This is a genomic window from Citrobacter sp. wls714, assembly GCF_005281025.1.
Taxonomy (GTDB): Bacteria; Pseudomonadota; Gammaproteobacteria; order Enterobacterales; family Enterobacteriaceae; genus Citrobacter; species Citrobacter werkmanii.
This window is the reverse complement of the sequence record NZ_SZWZ01000064.1, coordinates 115,986-131,539: the sequence shown is the minus strand read 5'-3', so window position 1 is coordinate 131,539 and position 15,554 is coordinate 115,986. Positions and strand designations below refer to the sequence as shown.

Annotated in this window: 15 protein-coding genes; 9 read left to right on the top strand and 6 right to left on the bottom strand. The window is 52.4% G+C overall.

Annotated features, from left to right (window positions below; genetic code table 11):
* Positions 1-3: 3 nt before the first annotated feature.
* Together sufE and FDX11_RS13945 are read left to right on the top strand one after the other, a co-directional pair.
* Entirely contained in the window at positions 4-420 is a 417-nt protein-coding gene (gene sufE, locus FDX11_RS13950) for a cysteine desulfuration protein SufE (protein ID WP_042308753.1), read from the top strand.
* 122 nt (positions 421-542) lie between these two features.
* On the top strand, positions 543-1,547 hold the full coding sequence (locus FDX11_RS13945) for a L,D-transpeptidase family protein (RefSeq protein WP_079224400.1): 1,005 nt from the start codon (positions 543-545) through the stop codon (positions 1,545-1,547).
* A gap of 69 nt (positions 1,548-1,616) precedes the next feature.
* On the opposite strand, the gene lpp is transcribed toward FDX11_RS13945, so the two are convergent.
* The 3 genes from lpp to FDX11_RS25490 form a co-directional block, all read right to left on the bottom strand.
* Positions 1,617-1,853 carry a murein lipoprotein Lpp gene (gene lpp, locus FDX11_RS13940; protein ID WP_003029373.1) on the bottom strand — a complete coding sequence of 79 codons (237 nt, stop codon included), beginning with the start codon at positions 1,851-1,853 and terminating at the stop codon, positions 1,617-1,619.
* Positions 1,854-2,162: 309 nt separating this feature from the next.
* Positions 2,163-3,575: a pyruvate kinase PykF gene (gene pykF / locus FDX11_RS13935; RefSeq protein ID WP_006684766.1), complete on the bottom strand. Its 1,413-nt coding sequence runs from the start codon at positions 3,573-3,575 to the stop codon at positions 2,163-2,165.
* A 7-nt stretch (positions 3,576-3,582) separates the two neighbouring features.
* Positions 3,583-3,777, bottom strand: coding sequence for a hypothetical protein (locus FDX11_RS25490; RefSeq protein ID WP_249357174.1), 195 nt, complete (start codon positions 3,775-3,777; stop codon positions 3,583-3,585).
* A gap of 376 nt (positions 3,778-4,153) precedes the next feature.
* On the opposite strand from FDX11_RS25490, the gene FDX11_RS13930 reads away from it, so the two are divergent.
* Genes FDX11_RS13930 through FDX11_RS13920 form a run of 3 tightly spaced genes read left to right on the top strand, consistent with a single transcriptional unit; the run spans position 4,154 to position 6,671 of the window.
* Complete coding sequence (locus FDX11_RS13930; RefSeq protein ID WP_042308749.1) at positions 4,154-5,176, top strand: methionine ABC transporter ATP-binding protein; 1,023 nt, start codon at positions 4,154-4,156, stop codon at positions 5,174-5,176.
* Positions 5,169-5,837, top strand: a complete 669-nt coding sequence (locus tag FDX11_RS13925; protein ID WP_042308747.1) for a methionine ABC transporter permease — start codon at positions 5,169-5,171, stop codon at positions 5,835-5,837. Before FDX11_RS13930 ends, FDX11_RS13925 begins: the two co-directional genes overlap by 8 nt.
* A gap of 21 nt (positions 5,838-5,858) precedes the next feature.
* Entirely contained in the window at positions 5,859-6,671 is an 813-nt protein-coding gene (locus FDX11_RS13920; protein WP_003029358.1) for a MetQ/NlpA family ABC transporter substrate-binding protein, read from the top strand.
* A 78-nt stretch (positions 6,672-6,749) separates the two neighbouring features.
* Here the strand turns inward: FDX11_RS13920 and ttrA are convergent, their stop codons facing one another.
* Genes ttrA through ttrB form a run of 3 tightly spaced genes read right to left on the bottom strand, consistent with a single transcriptional unit; the run spans position 6,750 to position 11,565 of the window.
* Positions 6,750-9,815 (bottom strand): tetrathionate reductase subunit TtrA, encoded by a 3,066-nt coding sequence (gene ttrA / locus FDX11_RS13915; protein ID WP_137398074.1) that lies wholly within the window; start codon positions 9,813-9,815, stop codon positions 6,750-6,752.
* Positions 9,808-10,830, bottom strand: coding sequence for a tetrathionate reductase subunit TtrC (gene ttrC, locus FDX11_RS13910; RefSeq protein WP_042308742.1), 1,023 nt, complete (start codon positions 10,828-10,830; stop codon positions 9,808-9,810). Before ttrC ends, ttrA begins: the two co-directional genes overlap by 8 nt.
* The gene (gene ttrB, locus FDX11_RS13905; protein WP_042308740.1) at positions 10,831-11,565 is read right to left on the bottom strand and encodes a tetrathionate reductase subunit TtrB; all 735 of its coding nucleotides are present in this window, start codon (positions 11,563-11,565) and stop codon (positions 10,831-10,833) included.
* A 227-nt stretch (positions 11,566-11,792) separates the two neighbouring features.
* On the opposite strand from ttrB, the gene ttrS reads away from it, so the two are divergent.
* The 4 genes from ttrS (at position 11,793) to FDX11_RS13885 (ending at position 15,489) form a co-directional block, all read left to right on the top strand.
* Positions 11,793-13,526 (top strand): tetrathionate respiration histidine kinase TtrS, encoded by a 1,734-nt coding sequence (ttrS, locus tag FDX11_RS13900; protein WP_137349890.1) that lies wholly within the window; start codon positions 11,793-11,795, stop codon positions 13,524-13,526.
* On the top strand, positions 13,501-14,085 hold the full coding sequence (ttrR, locus tag FDX11_RS13895) for a tetrathionate respiration response regulator TtrR (RefSeq protein WP_079224388.1): 585 nt from the start codon (positions 13,501-13,503) through the stop codon (positions 14,083-14,085). Before ttrS ends, ttrR begins: the two co-directional genes overlap by 26 nt.
* Before the next feature lie 92 nt (positions 14,086-14,177).
* Positions 14,178-14,387 carry a fumarate hydratase FumD gene (gene fumD, locus FDX11_RS13890; RefSeq protein WP_137349832.1) on the top strand — a complete coding sequence of 70 codons (210 nt, stop codon included), beginning with the start codon at positions 14,178-14,180 and terminating at the stop codon, positions 14,385-14,387.
* Positions 14,388-14,862: 475 nt separating this feature from the next.
* Positions 14,863-15,489 carry a ferredoxin-like protein gene (locus FDX11_RS13885; RefSeq protein ID WP_038640293.1) on the top strand — a complete coding sequence of 209 codons (627 nt, stop codon included), beginning with the start codon at positions 14,863-14,865 and terminating at the stop codon, positions 15,487-15,489.
* Positions 15,490-15,554: the final 65 nt, after the last annotated feature.

Sequence of the window (15,554 nt, the reverse complement as noted above, 5' to 3'; positions counted from 1 at the left end):
GTTATGGCTGCGCTACCGGATAAAGAAAAGTTGTTGCGTAATTTTCTGCGTTGCGCTAATTGGGAAGAGAAATACCTGTACATCATTGAACTGGGTCAGCGTTTGCCGGAATTAAACGCCGATGAACACTGCCCCGAAAATAGCATTCAGGGATGTCAAAGTCAGGTATGGATCGTAATGCGTCAGAATGCTGAAGGGATTATTGAACTACAGGGCGACAGCGATGCGGCAATTGTGAAAGGGCTTATCGCCGTGGTCTTCATTCTGTATGACCGTATGACGGCCCAGGATATTGTGAATTTTGATGTGCGTCCGTGGTTTGAAAAAATGGCGCTCGCACAGCATCTCACACCATCTCGTTCACAGGGGCTGGAGGCAATGATTCGGGCTATCCGCGCCAAAGCCGCAACTCTTAGCTAAACTGATAAAACACGTCAACGTTCAGACCGACTTGAAAATGTCGTGTAAGGCAACGCTGTGACTCGTAAGCCGGATCTGGCGCTCGCCGCCGTCCGGCAGGAACGCCAGGGGGGTGAGTGAGTATGAAACGCGCGTCTGTTATTACCTTAATGCTAATCGGCGCTTACAGCGCTATTCAGGCCGCATGGGCGGTCGATTATCCGTTGCCCCAGGCGAACAGCCGTCTTGTTGGGCAAAATCAAACTTACACCGTGCAGGAAGGCGATAAAAACCTACAGGCGATTGCCCGTAAGTTTGATACCGCCGCAATGCTGATCCTCGAAGCGAATAATACTATTGCCCCTGTTCCCAAACCCGGAACCCTGATTACTATTCCCTCGCAGCTACTGCTGCCCGATGCGCCACGCGAAGGTATTATTGTGAATCTGGCGGAGCTACGTCTGTATTACTACCCGCCGGGAGAGAATATCGTTCAGGTATTCCCGATCGGTATTGGTTTACAGGGACTGGAAACTCCGGTAATGGAAACCCGGGTAGGGCAAAAAATACCGAATCCAACCTGGACCCCTACAGCAGGCATCCGTAAACGCTCTCTGGAGCGCGGCATCACATTGCCTCCGGTTGTGCCAGCCGGGCCTAATAACCCGTTAGGACGCTTTGCACTGCGTCTGGCGCATGGAAACGGTGAATATCTTATCCATGGTACCAGCGCGCCGGACAGCGTCGGCCTGCGTGTGAGCTCGGGATGTATTCGCATGAACGCGCCGGACATCAAGGCATTGTTTGCTCAGGTTCGAACAGGAACGCCGGTCAGGGTGATTAATGAGCCGATAAAATATTCGATTGAGCCGAACGGCATGCGCTATGTCGAGGTGCATCGGCCGTTGTCGCCCGAAGAGGAACAAAACGTCCAGACTATGCCGTATGTGCTACCAGCTGGTTTTACCCAGTTTAAAGATAACAAAGCTGTGGATAACAGCCTGGTGGAACGCGCGTTGTATCGTCGCGCGGGTTATCCGGTCACTGTGACGGCCGGGCAAGCATCGGTTGTTACCAGCGGGAGTGACGTGAAGTCTGCGCAGAATGGTGTGCCGGGAGAGAATGCAGAGGTGCGCGCTACGCAATAACAGGGAACGAGAAATTCAGAGCAAAAAAAATGGCGCACAATGTGCGCCATTTTTATTACACAGTTACTATTACTTGCGGTATTTAGTAGCTGCGTTGTCCAGACGCTGGTTAGCGCGAGCTGCGTCATCTTTAGCAGCCTGAACGTCGGAACGCATTGCGTTCACGTCGTTGCTCAGCTGGTCAACTTTAGCGTTCAGAGTCTGAACGTCAGAAGACAGCTGATCGATTTTAGCGTTGCTGGAGCAACCTGCCAGCAGAGTAGAACCCAGGATTACCGCGCCCAGTACCAGTTTAGTACGATTCATTATTAATACCCTCTAGATTGAGTTAATCTCCATGTAGCGTTACAAGTATTACACAAACTTTTTTATGTTGAGAATATTTTTTTGATGGGAATGCACTTATTTTTGATCGTTCGCTCAAAGAAGCATCGAATTGTGCAAAAACGGCTAAAAAACCGAGTGAAAACAGAAAGCTTCCATCGGATTCATCTTAGATAATCACGGATTGGATAGTGAAATCCGATTTGATTTTTTATTAATTGTGGCTATCGATAAAATAAAAAAAGCGCCACGAGGGCGCTTTTTTAAGCAAATTAATTCGCGGTGGAATTATTACAGTACGTGAACGGATGCAGTGTTGGTCGTGCCGCTTGGAACCAGCGCGCCAGAAACCATAACCACAACGTCACCTTTCTGCGCCAGACCGCTCTCCAGAGCAACTTCTTTGCCCAGACGGTAGAAATCATCGGTAGAGCTGATTTCTTTGACAACCTGAGCCACAACGCCTTTGCTCAGCACCAGCTGACGCGCGGTAGTTTCGTTGGTGGTCAGCGCCAGGATGGTGGCATCCGGGAAGTATTTACGCACTGCACGAGCAGATTTACCGCCCTGGGTTGCAACCACGATCAGCGGAGCATCCAGTTTTTCTGCAGTTTCAACCGCGCCACGGCAAACGGCTTCGGTGATGCGCAGTTTACGGCTGTCGTTGTTGAAATCCAGACGGCTGGTCATTACACGGTCGGTACGTTCGCAGATGGTCGCCATGATGGTGACCGCTTCCAGCGGGTATTTACCTTTTGCGGATTCGCCAGACAGCATGACTGCATCAGTGCCGTCGAGGATGGCGTTAGCTACGTCGCCAGCTTCAGCGCGGGTAGGGCGCGGATTTTTGATCATGGAGTCCAGCATCTGGGTCGCAGTGATAACGACTTTACGTGCGCGGATACATTTCTCGATGATCATCTTCTGCGCGAAGATAACTTCTTCAACCGGGATCTCAACACCCATGTCGCCACGAGCAACCATGATGCCGTCAGAGGCTTCGAGGATTTCGTCGAAGTTGTTCAGGCCTTCCTGGTTTTCGATTTTGGAGATGATCTGGATGTTTTCGCCGCCGTGCGCCTTCAGGTGCTCGCGGATTTCAACCACGTCAGAACGTTTACGGATAAAGGATGCCGCAACGAAGTCAACGCCCTGTTCGCAACCGAAAATCAGGTCCTGTTTGTCTTTTTCAGCCAGTGCTGGCAGCGCGATAGAAACGCCAGGCAGGTTAACGCCTTTGTTTTCGCCCAGGTCGCCGTTGTTCAGCACCTTACAGATAACTTTGTTACCTTCGATAGCGGTAACTTCCATGCCGATCAGGCCGTCGTCAACCAGTACAGTGTTGCCAACGGACAAGTCTTTCGTGAAGCCTTCATAAGTCACAGCAACGATTTCGCTGTTGCCGACAACGGATTTGTCGGTGGTGAAGGTGAAGGTCTGGCCTGCTTTCAGAGAAACGTCGTTGCCGCCTTCCAGTTTAATGGTACGAATTTCCGGACCTTTGGTGTCGAGCAGAATGGCAGCTTTTTTGCCGGTTTTGCTCATCACGTTGCGCAAATTCTTGATGCGCTGACCGTGTTCTGCGTAATCGCCATGAGAGAAGTTCAGACGCATGACGTTCATGCCCGCGTCCAGCATTTTGGTTAACATCTCTTCGGATTCGGTTTTCGGACCGATGGTGCAAACAATTTTCGTCTTTTTCATGACAGTCTTAGTCTTTAAGTTGAGAAGGATTGGGAAATCTGGCTCCCATCGCGCACGGACGGGAAGCTAAACCTGAGTTACGAAAGTGGTGATGTCTCGCTCTAAGGATAGGTGACATCGAAAGAGCGTGCAGAGGAATATGTGCTTGCGTTTCAGCCCAACGGGAAGGTGAGTTTTGTAGTCGTTGAGTTTTACAGGTCAATGTGCTGAAACCATTCAAGAGACAATTGGCGCGCATTATACGCTGAATTTTATCTAAAAGGAAAATGGAAACGCTGTTTCAAAACACTTCTGTGCAGTTTGACAAAAAATATTCATTAATTTGTTCATCGGTATGGATAAAGGCGTTGAGCACAGAAGTAATTTGTTGCGCAACAAACCGCGCTTGCCGTCCCGAATAAGCAGATTTATACGGGTGTTTTCAATGTTGAGAACATATTCCTAAAAATTATATCAAATACGTTTTAATTCATTCTAAAAGCCAATTTCACTCATTACACTCGTTTGGACATCCATACTGCTAAACAGCCAAGGGCGCTAGCAGGATAACTAAAAACAGCAGCGGATATCCAAACGACATGATTGTCCTGAAAAATATTTCAAAAGTGTTTACGCCAGGCAGGCTTGCTATTACCGCTGTCGATAACGTCAATCTGACGGTTGAGCAGGGGCAGATTTACGGAATTATTGGTTACAGTGGGGCGGGTAAGAGCACCTTAATTCGCTTGCTTAATGGTCTGGAAAAGCCGACCTCGGGCAGTGTGACGATTAACGGCCACGATATCTCTGCCGCCCGCGGAGAATCTCTGCGCCAGGCGCGACTGAAAATCAGTATGGTGTTCCAGCATTTCAACTTACTGTGGTCGCGCACGGTTAGCGAAAATATTGCTTTCTCTATGCAAATCGCGGGGGCGCCAAAGGCGTCCATCAAAGCGCGGGTTGCCGAACTGATTACGCTGGTTGGGTTGAGTGGTCGCGAGAATGCTTATCCGTCCCAGCTCAGCGGCGGACAAAAACAGCGGGTGGGCATTGCCCGCGCACTGGCGAACAACCCTGACGTACTGCTGTGCGACGAAGCCACCTCCGCGCTGGATCCGCAAACCACCGATCAGATCCTTGATTTACTGCTCGATATTAATCGTCGCTTCAAATTAACCATTGTGTTGATCACCCATGAAATGCACGTGGTTCGCAAAATTTGCGACCGTGTGGCGGTGATGGAGAACGGCAAAGTCGTTGAAGAAGGTGACGTGCTCAGCGTCTTTACCCATCCGCAGCAGCCGATTACCCGACAATTCGTTCGTCAGGTGAGCCAATACGCCGAAGAAGACGAGTTCAACCCACAACTGGCAAGCGAACTGGGCGGCGTGGTGATCAAGCTAACGTTTACCGGGCAACGCACCCACCGTCCTGTGGTCGGAGAATTGACCCTGCGCTACGGCCTGCCGTTTAACATTTTGCACGGCAAGATGACGCAAACCGCACACGGCGTGTTTGGTCAGCTATGGGTGCACGTTGTGGCTACCGGAGAGCAACTGAGCAATATTCTGGCCGACCTGCGCCATAGCGACATTGAAGGTGAGGTGATTCAACATGGCTGAAGAACTGTTCCCCCATCTGAAATGGGATCAATTATTCGCAGCAACGCAGGAAACGCTCTATATGACAGCGCTTTCTGGCGTGGCGACCTTTGTTCTTGGCGTCGCCCTTGGCCTGGCGCTGTTTCTGACCGCACGCGGTGCATTGTTCCAAAACCGCGCCGTGTATAGCGCGATTTCGCTGGTGGTGAATATCTTCCGTTCGATCCCGTTCATCATTTTGATCGTGCTACTGATCCCGTTTACCAAAGCGATGGTTGGCACCATTCTCGGCGCCAATGCTGCATTGCCTGCGCTGATCGTGGGGGCCGCGCCGTTTTATGCGCGTCTGGTCGAAATTGCCCTGCGTGAAGTCGATAAAGGCGTTATTGAAGCGACACGTTCGATGGGCGCGCGTCTGAGTACGCTTATTTTTCGGGTTTTACTGCCGGAATCTTCTCCCGCTCTGGTGTCCGGGATCACCGTGACGCTGATTGCGCTGGTCAGCTACAGCGCGATGGCGGGAGTCATTGGTGCCGGGGGTTTAGGGAATTTGGCCTATCTGGAAGGATTCCAGCGCAACCACAGCGACGTCACGCTGGTGGCGACGGTGACGATTCTGCTCATCGTCTTCATCATCCAGCTTTGCGGCGATGTGATCACCTCTCTGTTAGATAAACGCTAATAAAATACGGAAACCATTATCATGAAAAAATCACTGACATTACTCGCCGCAGCAACCTTAAGCGCCCTGAGTTTCGCCTCCTGGGCTGATACGCTAACCGTTGGCGCATCAAACGTACCGCATGCGGAGATCCTTGAGCAGGCCAAACCGATTCTGGCAAAGCAGGGGATCGACCTGGAAATTAAACCGTTCCAGGATTATATCCTGCCGAATACCGCGCTGGCTGGCCGTGAGATTGACGCTAACTACTTCCAGCATATTCCGTATCTGAACAGCGTGATTAAAGATCATGCAGGCGATAAAACCTACGACTTCGTCAGCGCCGGAGCGATTCACATTGAGCCGATTGGTATCTATTCGAAGAAGGTGAAATCACTTAAAGATCTGCCGGAAGGTGGTAAGGTGATCATGCGCGATGCGGTATCTGAGGAAGGCCGTATTCTGTCGATTTTCGAAAAAGAGGGCGTGATCAAGCTGAAGCCGGGGGTGGATAAAGTTACCGCGCGCATTAGCGACATCGTGGAAAACCCGAAAAAACTGAAGTTCCTGCCTAACGTGGAAGCGGCGCTGTTACCGCAGATGTACAATAACGACGAAGGCGATGCGGTGGTGATTAACGCGAACTATGCTATCGATGCGGGGCTGGATCCGGTGAAAGATCCGATTGCCGTCGAAAGCGGTGAAAACAACCCGTATGCCAACATCATTACCGTACATCGTGGCGATGAGAAGAAAAAGGATATTGTGGCGCTGGTAGACGTACTGCATTCAAAAGAGATTCAGGACTGGATCCGCACGAAATACAAAGGCGCGGTGATCCCGGTAAATAACTGATCCACTTTTTGCCTTATCCGGCCTACAACGTCCAGTAGGCCGGATAAAACGCGTTAGCGTTGCCACCCTACGCGAAAGTTACACTCGCTCAATTCTTGCTGGCAGCCCCTGGCGTACCGCCGCACCCGACACCCAGTCAAGCCAGGTATTGGTTACCTGCCGGGTAGGATCCGCAAAGCCAAGATCGTTAAGATTAATTCCCGACCTTATCTGCGCGTCAAATGGCATCGGCTCGCCGTCGAGTGTATGCTGCGCTGCGCCCATTTCTTTATGTCCATAGCCATGTTCAATGGCGATAACTCCCGGCATAACGCCATGAAGCAGGCTTATTTGCGCCTGTACCTGACCGCCAGGCGTAGTGATACGTACCGTATCGCCATGTGCTAAGCCGTACCGCTTACCGTCCTGCGGGTTGAGCGCCACCAGATTAACCGGCTTCAGATGATGCAGGCGTGGGATGACCGCCGTGGCGCTGGACATGGTATTGGATTTAAAGGAGATCAATTTCAGCGGCCATTCTTGTTCCGGGAACAACTCCTCGACCGCACGTCCGTCTGACAGGCGCGAAGGATACCAGGCCGGGCAGCCGCTGTAGCGCTCGCCAGTAATCGCATGGCGGTGCGCGGCGACATTCGCATTCCAGATTTGCAGCGGTTTTTCCCACGCATTGCCGACGCGATTCTCCACCCGGCCACTGCTGGCTGGAGCGAAACGCCCACCGCGTGAATACACAAATGCCACCCGGCTGGCTTCATCGGCTTTCAGCGTTTGCGTTATCACCGGCATGATCCGTTGCACCCCAGTCAAGGCAATGTCTTCCGGCTGAGCCTCCGGGACCGGTGCTTTGCCCATAAACGCAATATTGGCGGCGAGGCGCAGATAATAATCTTCCGCTCGATTTAACGGATGCTGATTGCCTTGCGGGTCGGTAATCGCATTATCACCAAAACCAGGCAAACCAATGCGTTTCGCTACCGCAATACAGAAAGATTCCATTGAAGCCGGTTGACCGTCAGCGGTACTGCTGGTTGCGGCTCTGACCACGGGCCAGCGAGCGGTGGTAGCTTTGCTGGCGACACCCGCCCACGGGGCGCTGAATCCCCAGCTTTCAAAGTTATGGGTATCCGGCACGATGTAATCTGCCAGCGCCGTGGTTTCGTTCATAAAGGCATCAATGGCGATAAATAGCGGCAAACGCGCAGGATCTTTAAGCTTCTCCTCCGCCACTCCGCGCAACCCTGCGATGCCATAAAACGGGTTGGTCATGTTGGAGATCCAGGCTTTTAGCGGATAAGGGTAGCCTTCGAGTGCAGAGACAAGAAGCTCAGTAAGTTGACCGGCCACAAACGGATACCACGGGGCTTTTGCCGGGAAGGGTGATTGGCCGGCGGCCACTTTATTGCGATACTCTTCGGAAGACTCATACGCGGTTTTACTGCGTGCGATGCTTAATCCCTTTGGTTTAATCTTCCCGGCGAAACTGTCCATGTTGTAGCGTGGTCCATCGGTGGCGCCATTGAACTTACCGCCGCCGACAAACACGCCGCCTTCAAGACTCAGGTTGCCAATCAGCGCATTGAGCATCATCACCGACCAGGCGTTATAAAATCCATTACCTGCCATCATTCCGCCGTGGGCGATCACCGCCGCTTTACGTCCGTGACGGGTAAACGCGTCGGCCAGTGCGCCAATGTCTGCTTCAGACACACCGCACTGCTGGCTGTATTGCGCCAGCGTTAGTTTTTCGGCGGATTCTTTCAGGCACTGGAGGCTGCTTTTTACCGTCACCGTCTGGCCGTCTGCCAGCGTCACCACGCGGGTGATAAACAACTGCGCGCGTGGGCAACCGCTGGCGGCGACGATTTCTCCGGCTTCGTTAACGACCACCGGCTCCTGGGCGGCGTTTGCGTTCAGATGCGCGAGGGTTAAATGCTGTCCGGCAAGATTTGGGATCTCATCGGTAATCACCAGATGCGTGGCGTTGCTCCAGCTTTTTTCTCCGGCCTGCTGCATGGCCTGCACGCCAGGAATGGCGAGATAATCGGCGTTATAGCGTTGTTTTTCGATTATCCAGCGGATCATACCCATCGCCAGCGCGGAGTCGCTTCCCGGACGCACGGGCTGCCAGTGGCCGCGATCGTCAGCCAGTACCGTGGTTAATGGCAGGGCTGGCGCTACCACCACATAGCGGAAGTCGTCGCGTAAACGGGCGCTGGCGAGCTGGCGAGCCTGGCGCTTAAACGGGTTACCGGATTGCGCTGGAGAGGTTCCCATAAACAGCGCGAACTCGACATTATCCCAATCGGGTTTCACGTGGGTGTTTTTATCCAGATCCCCCATTAGCGCACCAGAACCGGCTCGATAGGCCAGGCCGCAGTAAGCGCCATGTGCGCCGAAGTTTTTACTGCCGAAACTGTTCAGCGCGAAGCGACGTAAAAACGTATCACGTCCTTCATCGCTGGTATTGGTGACCAGCAACTGATTGGATTTTGGCCCAAAGCTGGGATGTCTGGCATCAAGCGGTGTATGGGGATCGTGAATAGCCCGCAGGCCGTCAACATGGCCCTCACCAAACAGATCGCCGCCTTCCACCACTTCTTTGATCAATTGTTCGAAGCTGATGCGCTGCCATTTTCCCTCACCGCGTTTGCCAACGCGTTTCATGGGCTGCAGAATGCGCAGTGGACTGTACAAACCTTCAAGTAATGTTGCGCCACGAGCGCAGGCGGTGGAGCGCGCATCCAGACCCGACTCGCCCGCCAGTTTCGCCATTGCCGTGGCAAAGGGGACAGAGGCGTCAATAGGGTGCTCGTGAGATAATGGATGATAGGGGTTACCGGCAATGCGCAGCACTTTGCCTTGTTCACTATCAACCCGGACTCGCACACCGCATTGTGTCCAGCAACCAAAACATTGCGTCATCGAGATCACCTGCTGTGGATTCTGCTGCCATTGCGGCCGGGCATTGGCTTCGGGGATGAGCGCATTACCAAAGATGCGATCTCGAGTAATTTTGCCGGAGGTACCGTCCAGCAAGCCGTCCAGCGCGCGCTTTGCTACATCCCGATAACTCAGACCAAACGTCACCATGCCACCTACAGCAAGACCGACTTTAAGCCACTGACGACGGGTTAAATTAGCCATGTTGCATTCTCCTTGCGATCGCGTTCAGGGCTTCACGAACAATAATAATCAGTGCTATCCACAGGCCGAAGGTGCCCACAATGGCCAGCCAGCCATCGGTACCGCCGGGCAGGGTGTAAGGATTAAACTGGGCGTTAAATTTCGGTACGGTCTGTACCTGGATGAGTAACGTCCAGCGCATCAGCCAGCACAACGCCATGGCGCTAAACGCCAGTAATATGTGCAGCGGCCGCGATAATGGAAAACGCAGCACCAGCCCGCAAAGGCCAAGCGAGATAAGCCATAGCGCAACCCAGCCGATGGCGTAGTGCCGTGCCGAAGAGGCGACATCCAGCCACTGGCGGATTGCTGAACCGGATAGCGTATTACTGCTCACCCAAATTGCCACCACGATAGCCAGCGCGCTCAAGGCGACAATTTGTCCCCACGCCAGTTTGCGCAGCAAAGATCCTTCACTTTTTGTTGCAGCGATGAGCAAGGCGAGGAACGTTTGCAGCGCGCTGAGGAACATTGCAACCGGAAAGGCGTAGCTGAACCAGACGGGACGCGCCTGCACCACCGACACTTCGCGACCGGTGTAAACCAGTAGTCCGATAGCAGACAAGGCGCTACCGACGGCCAACCATTTAGTTACACTGTAACTTTTAAGTGTTAACTGCTTAACGTGCTGTGCCAGAAACCACAGGCCCAGGAAGCCGGTAAACAGCGGTAAAAACAGTGCGCCCCATGGCATCCAGGACCATGGCGTCGGATAAGCATAAAAATGCCAGACGCGGGCGGTTTGGTGTAAATCAGCGGTCAGCGCCAACGGGGCGGTTATTGCACAGGTCAGGGCGATTAACAGCGTCAGGTTTTCCAGTTCTGCCGTCTTCTGTTTACGCCAGTGCAGCACGCAGGCGAACAGCGCGGCGCAGGCGGCAATACCGATGAAAAAGAAATACTGTACGGCCCAGGGTAACCAGCTTACATGCTGTGGATGGGCCAGAACCTCTTCGATAATCAGTGAATGGTTCATTTAAACCTCCTGCCAGAGAGCGGGTTGAGCACGTCCCATTAACGGGGTGACAAACGCTTCATCCAGACCCAGATAAAACACGTGCGGTGATGTTCCGCTTTCGGGTTTCAGCACCTTGATGGCCTCATGGTGTTCGTGCAGCATTTGAGAAATCCGGCTGTGCGGATCTTTGATATCGCCAATGATACGTGCGCCGCCGACGCAGGATTCTACGCAGGCCGGGAGCAGGCCCGCTTCCAGGCGGTGTACGCAAAAAGTGCATTTATCGGCGGTTTGCGTTTCGTGGTTGATGAACCGCGCATCATATGGACAGGCCTGCACGCAGTAAGCGCAACCCACGCAGCGGGTGTTGTCGACGACTACGATGCCGTCTTCGCGTTGGAAGGTGGCCTGCACCGGACAAACGGGTACGCAAGGTGGATTATCGCAATGGTTGCACAGGCGCGGCAGCAGGACGTTGGTGACGCTTTGCTGGCCTGTCAACTGCACCTGATACTGGTTAACGAGGGTTCTGAAATCCCCCTGCGGCGTCTGGTTCTCAATGGCGCAACTGACGGTACAGGCCTGGCAGCCAATACAGCGTCGCAGGTCAATCAGCATGGCGTAGCGATGCTTGAGTGAGCCTTCATGGCGTTCAGGCGAGAAGGGGAATTGCGCCTGAGCCAGCGGAACCAGTGAAGCGCCAGCGGTCAGGACGCCCAGTTGCTGGAGAAACTGCCGTTTACTGCTGTCCATATTTTCTCCCGTCACGGTTCAACAACGAAACATTGGTCACGCCGTTGATTTGAGTGTGATGAATAAAGAATTCCAATGATTTACAGTGTAAAAATCGTGACGGGGGGTACTCTATTGTGGTTAACCACATACCCGGCTTGTTGTTGATCTAAAACAACATAATTGACAGGGATAATTGAGTGGGACGCAACGTAGTAAGATGCCTGACGGTGCTGGCGTCGCTGTGGATGCTAAGCGGCACGGTTGCGGCGCAGACATGGAACATTGGCGTGTTGGCAATGCGTGGGGAGATCTCCACACGTCAGCACTGGCAGCCGTTGGAAACCCTGTTGAATCAGCAAATTCCCGGTGAGCAGTTTCATATACAACCGTTGGACCTACGGCAGATGCAGGAGGCAGTGAATCGTGGCACGGTACAGTTTGTGGTCACCAATCCGGCGCAGTTTGTACAGCTAAACAGCCGTTCTGCGTTACGCTGGCTGGCGTCGTTACGTTCTACCCGTGGAGGCAAAGCCGCCAGTAACGTGATTGGCAGCGCGATTCTCGTCAGGCGCGATAGTGGGATCGCTTCCGCGCATGATCTGATCGGTAAAACGGTTGGCGCCATTGATGCTCAGGCTTTTGGCGGCTATTTGTTGGGGTATAAAGCACTTAGCGATGCTGGTCTGCGCCCGGAGCGCGATTTACGCCTGATGTTTACCGGTTTTCCTGCCGATGCCTTACTCTATCTATTACGCGAAAAAGCCGTGCAGGCGGTGATTGTGCCGGTGTGTCTGCTGGAAAACATGGATGAGGAAGGGCTCATTCATAAAACGGACTTTAGGGCTGTACTCAACCATCCAACCTCGATTCCCTGTTTAACCAGTACGCCACTGTATCCTGACTGGTCGTTTGCGGCACTGCCTGCAGTGAGCGACGAGTTGGCCGATCGCGTCACACGGGTGCTGTTCAATGCGCCGCAGAATGCAACGTTTCGCTGGGGAGCGCCTGCCTCAACACGCGAGGTAGAAGCGTTGCTGCGTGATGTCCGCCAGCATCCGCAGCAGCGCCAGCTTTGGCTGGACGTCAAAAGTTGGTTTATCCAGCACCGGCTCGCTATGGGGGCTGTGGCCGTTGTGCTGTTGCTGCTGACGCTCAATTATATCTGGGTGATGCTGCTGGTTCGTCGTCGCGGCAGGCAACTGGAGCGGAACAGCATTCTGCTGCGCAAACAAGAACAGGCGCTGGAAACCGCTCGCCAAATGAGTGTGCTTGGTGAGATGACCTCCGGGTTTGCCCACGAACTCAATCAGCCGCTGTCGGCTATCCGCCATTATGCGCAGGGCTGTTTGATCCGCCTACGCGGTCAGGATAAGCAGCATCCGTTGTTACCTGCGCTGGAGAACATTGATGCCCAGGCGCAGCGGGGGGCTGACACATTGCACAATCTGCGCCAGTGGGTCAGTCAGGCGCAGGGTAATCCGGTGATGACCGATGACTGGCGAGCCGTCAACGTGCATGATGCTATTCATCACGTCTGGCAATTATTGCGTATGCCCCAGCAATTTCCGGCGGTAGCGCTGCAAGCTCAGGTAAATAAGACGTTAACGCTAACGCTGCCGAGCGTTCTGCTTGAGCAGGTGCTGGCCAATCTGGTGCTTAATGCGGCCCAGGCAGGGGCAACCACGGTGTGGTTCAGCGCCCAGCGTGAGGATGGTGATGTGCGTATTTGGGTGCAAGATAACGCTGGCGGTATTGATGAGGCACAGTTGTACCAGGCTTTTCAGCCGTTTATGACCACCCGTAAAGAGGGCATGGGGCTGGGATTAGCCATTTGTCAGCGGCTGGTGCGTTACGCGAATGGAGAGATTGGGATCAAAAATCATCAGGCTCCTGATGAAAAAGCGGGCGTGGTGGTGACATTACATTTTAAGCAAAACCGGGAGGGAGGCCGTAGTGGCAATAATTCATCTGCTGGATGACGACATTGCCGTCACTCAGGCCTGTGCGTTTTTACTGGAAAGCCTGGGATACGAGGTATGTTGTTGGGAGCAAGGCGAAACATTCCTCGCTGAGGCAAACCTGTATCAGGTCGGCGTACTGTTGCTGGATATGCGTATGCCGGTAATGGATGGGCACGCTGTGCATGAAGCGATGCGCCAACGAGAAAGTTCGTTGGCAGTGGTGTTCCTCACCGGGCATGGCGATGTGCCGATGGCGGTTGAACAAATGAAACGTGGCGCGGTCGATTTTTTGCAAAAGCCGGTGTCCGCCGAGCCGCTTCAGGCGGCGTTAGAGCATGCGTTGCAGATTTCTCACGCCGCCTTCTCGCGACAAGAGATCGTGGCCTGCTATCAGATGCTCACGCCAAAGGAACGAGAGTTGGCGCAACTGGTAGCAAAAGGGTTAATGAATCGGGAAATTGCTGACGCCATGAATATTGCGGTGCGTACGGTTGAAGTTCATCGCGCGCGGGTGATGGAAAAAATGCAGGCGCGGAGCCTTGCTGAGTTGGTAAACCGACTACAGCGGATCCAGTAGATTTATGACATTTGTTTGATTTTCATTGAATTTTGTCTAATTAGCCAGAGTGATATATGCTGTTGGTTTGAGTTAATGACGAGCGGGCAAATATGGGAAATCAGACCAAAGACGACGAGTTGTACCGTGAAATGTGCAGAGTAGTCGGTAAAGTAGTACTGGAAATGCGCGATCTGGGACAAGAGCCAAAGCATATCGTCATTGCTGGTGTGCTGAGAACCACCCTCGCCAACCAGCGTGTAAAGCGCACTGAGCTAGAAAAACAAGCCATTGAGACCGTTATTAAAGCATTGGCCGGATAATCCATCAAAAGAGGAGGGTAGTTTCTTGCGCCATCCTCTTATTCTCGTCACGTTATTCTATCAATATATATAATTCAGGACTGCAATTAAAGAAACACACCGCTGTATATTTTGCTGTATATCGATTGATATATAAAAATATATATGCGAGTAGAGTCACAAATATTTGCACGCCATATGAAATGTTATTTCAACTTATCTTAATGATAATAAATCTCACTCCGCATTAATTATTTCTCTTCCGTTTTTTAATTGATGACGATCAAAACGACGATCCCTAAATAACCACATTATCTTTGTGCCTAACCCTAAAGGATTAGATTCATTCAGTTTAACCACCGTCATTTATACGATCAGGTTAGGGCAAATATTCACGTGTTGTTGGCAACATTAATGGCCGAATCGGCCGATCTGCGTGCAAAAATTAGCCTGGATGTGTTGCTGCTACTGCGTTTGCGAAGAGGATGCGAAATAAATGAACCAGGTTGATCGTCCATTTTTAGATTGTGGTTTAACGCGGCTGGAATTTTTACGTATATCCGGAAAGGGTCTGGCAGGACTGACCATTGCACCCGCGTTGTTATCACTTTTTGGTTGTAAGCAGGAAGATATCGACAGCGGTACAGTTGGCCTTATCAATACGCCGAAAGGGGTGCTGGTAACGCAGCGAGCACGCTGTACCGGTTGTCATCGCTGCGAGATTTCCTGTACCAATTATAACGATGGGGCCGTTGGCACCTTCTTTTCCCGCATCAAAATTCATCGTAATTACTTCTTTGGCGATGATGGCGTCGGGTCCGGTGGCGGACTGTATGGTGATTTAAACTATACCGCGGATACCTGCCGCCAATGCAAAGATCCGCAATGCATGAAGGTCTGCCCAATTGGCGCCATTACCTGGAAGCAGGAAGACGGCTGTATTGCCGTAGACCACAAACGTTGCATTGGTTGTAGCGCTTGTACCACAGCCTGCCCGTGGATGATGGCGACCGTTAACACGGAAACGAAAAAATCCTCAAAATGTGTGTTATGCGGGGAATGCGCCAATGCTTGTCCTACTGGGGCATTAAAAATTATCGAGTGGAAAGATATTACCGTTTGATAGAGGGCAGGCATGCCTGATACGCGTCATTAATTGCCAAAAATAGCGCGGTTTTGAATAAAAAA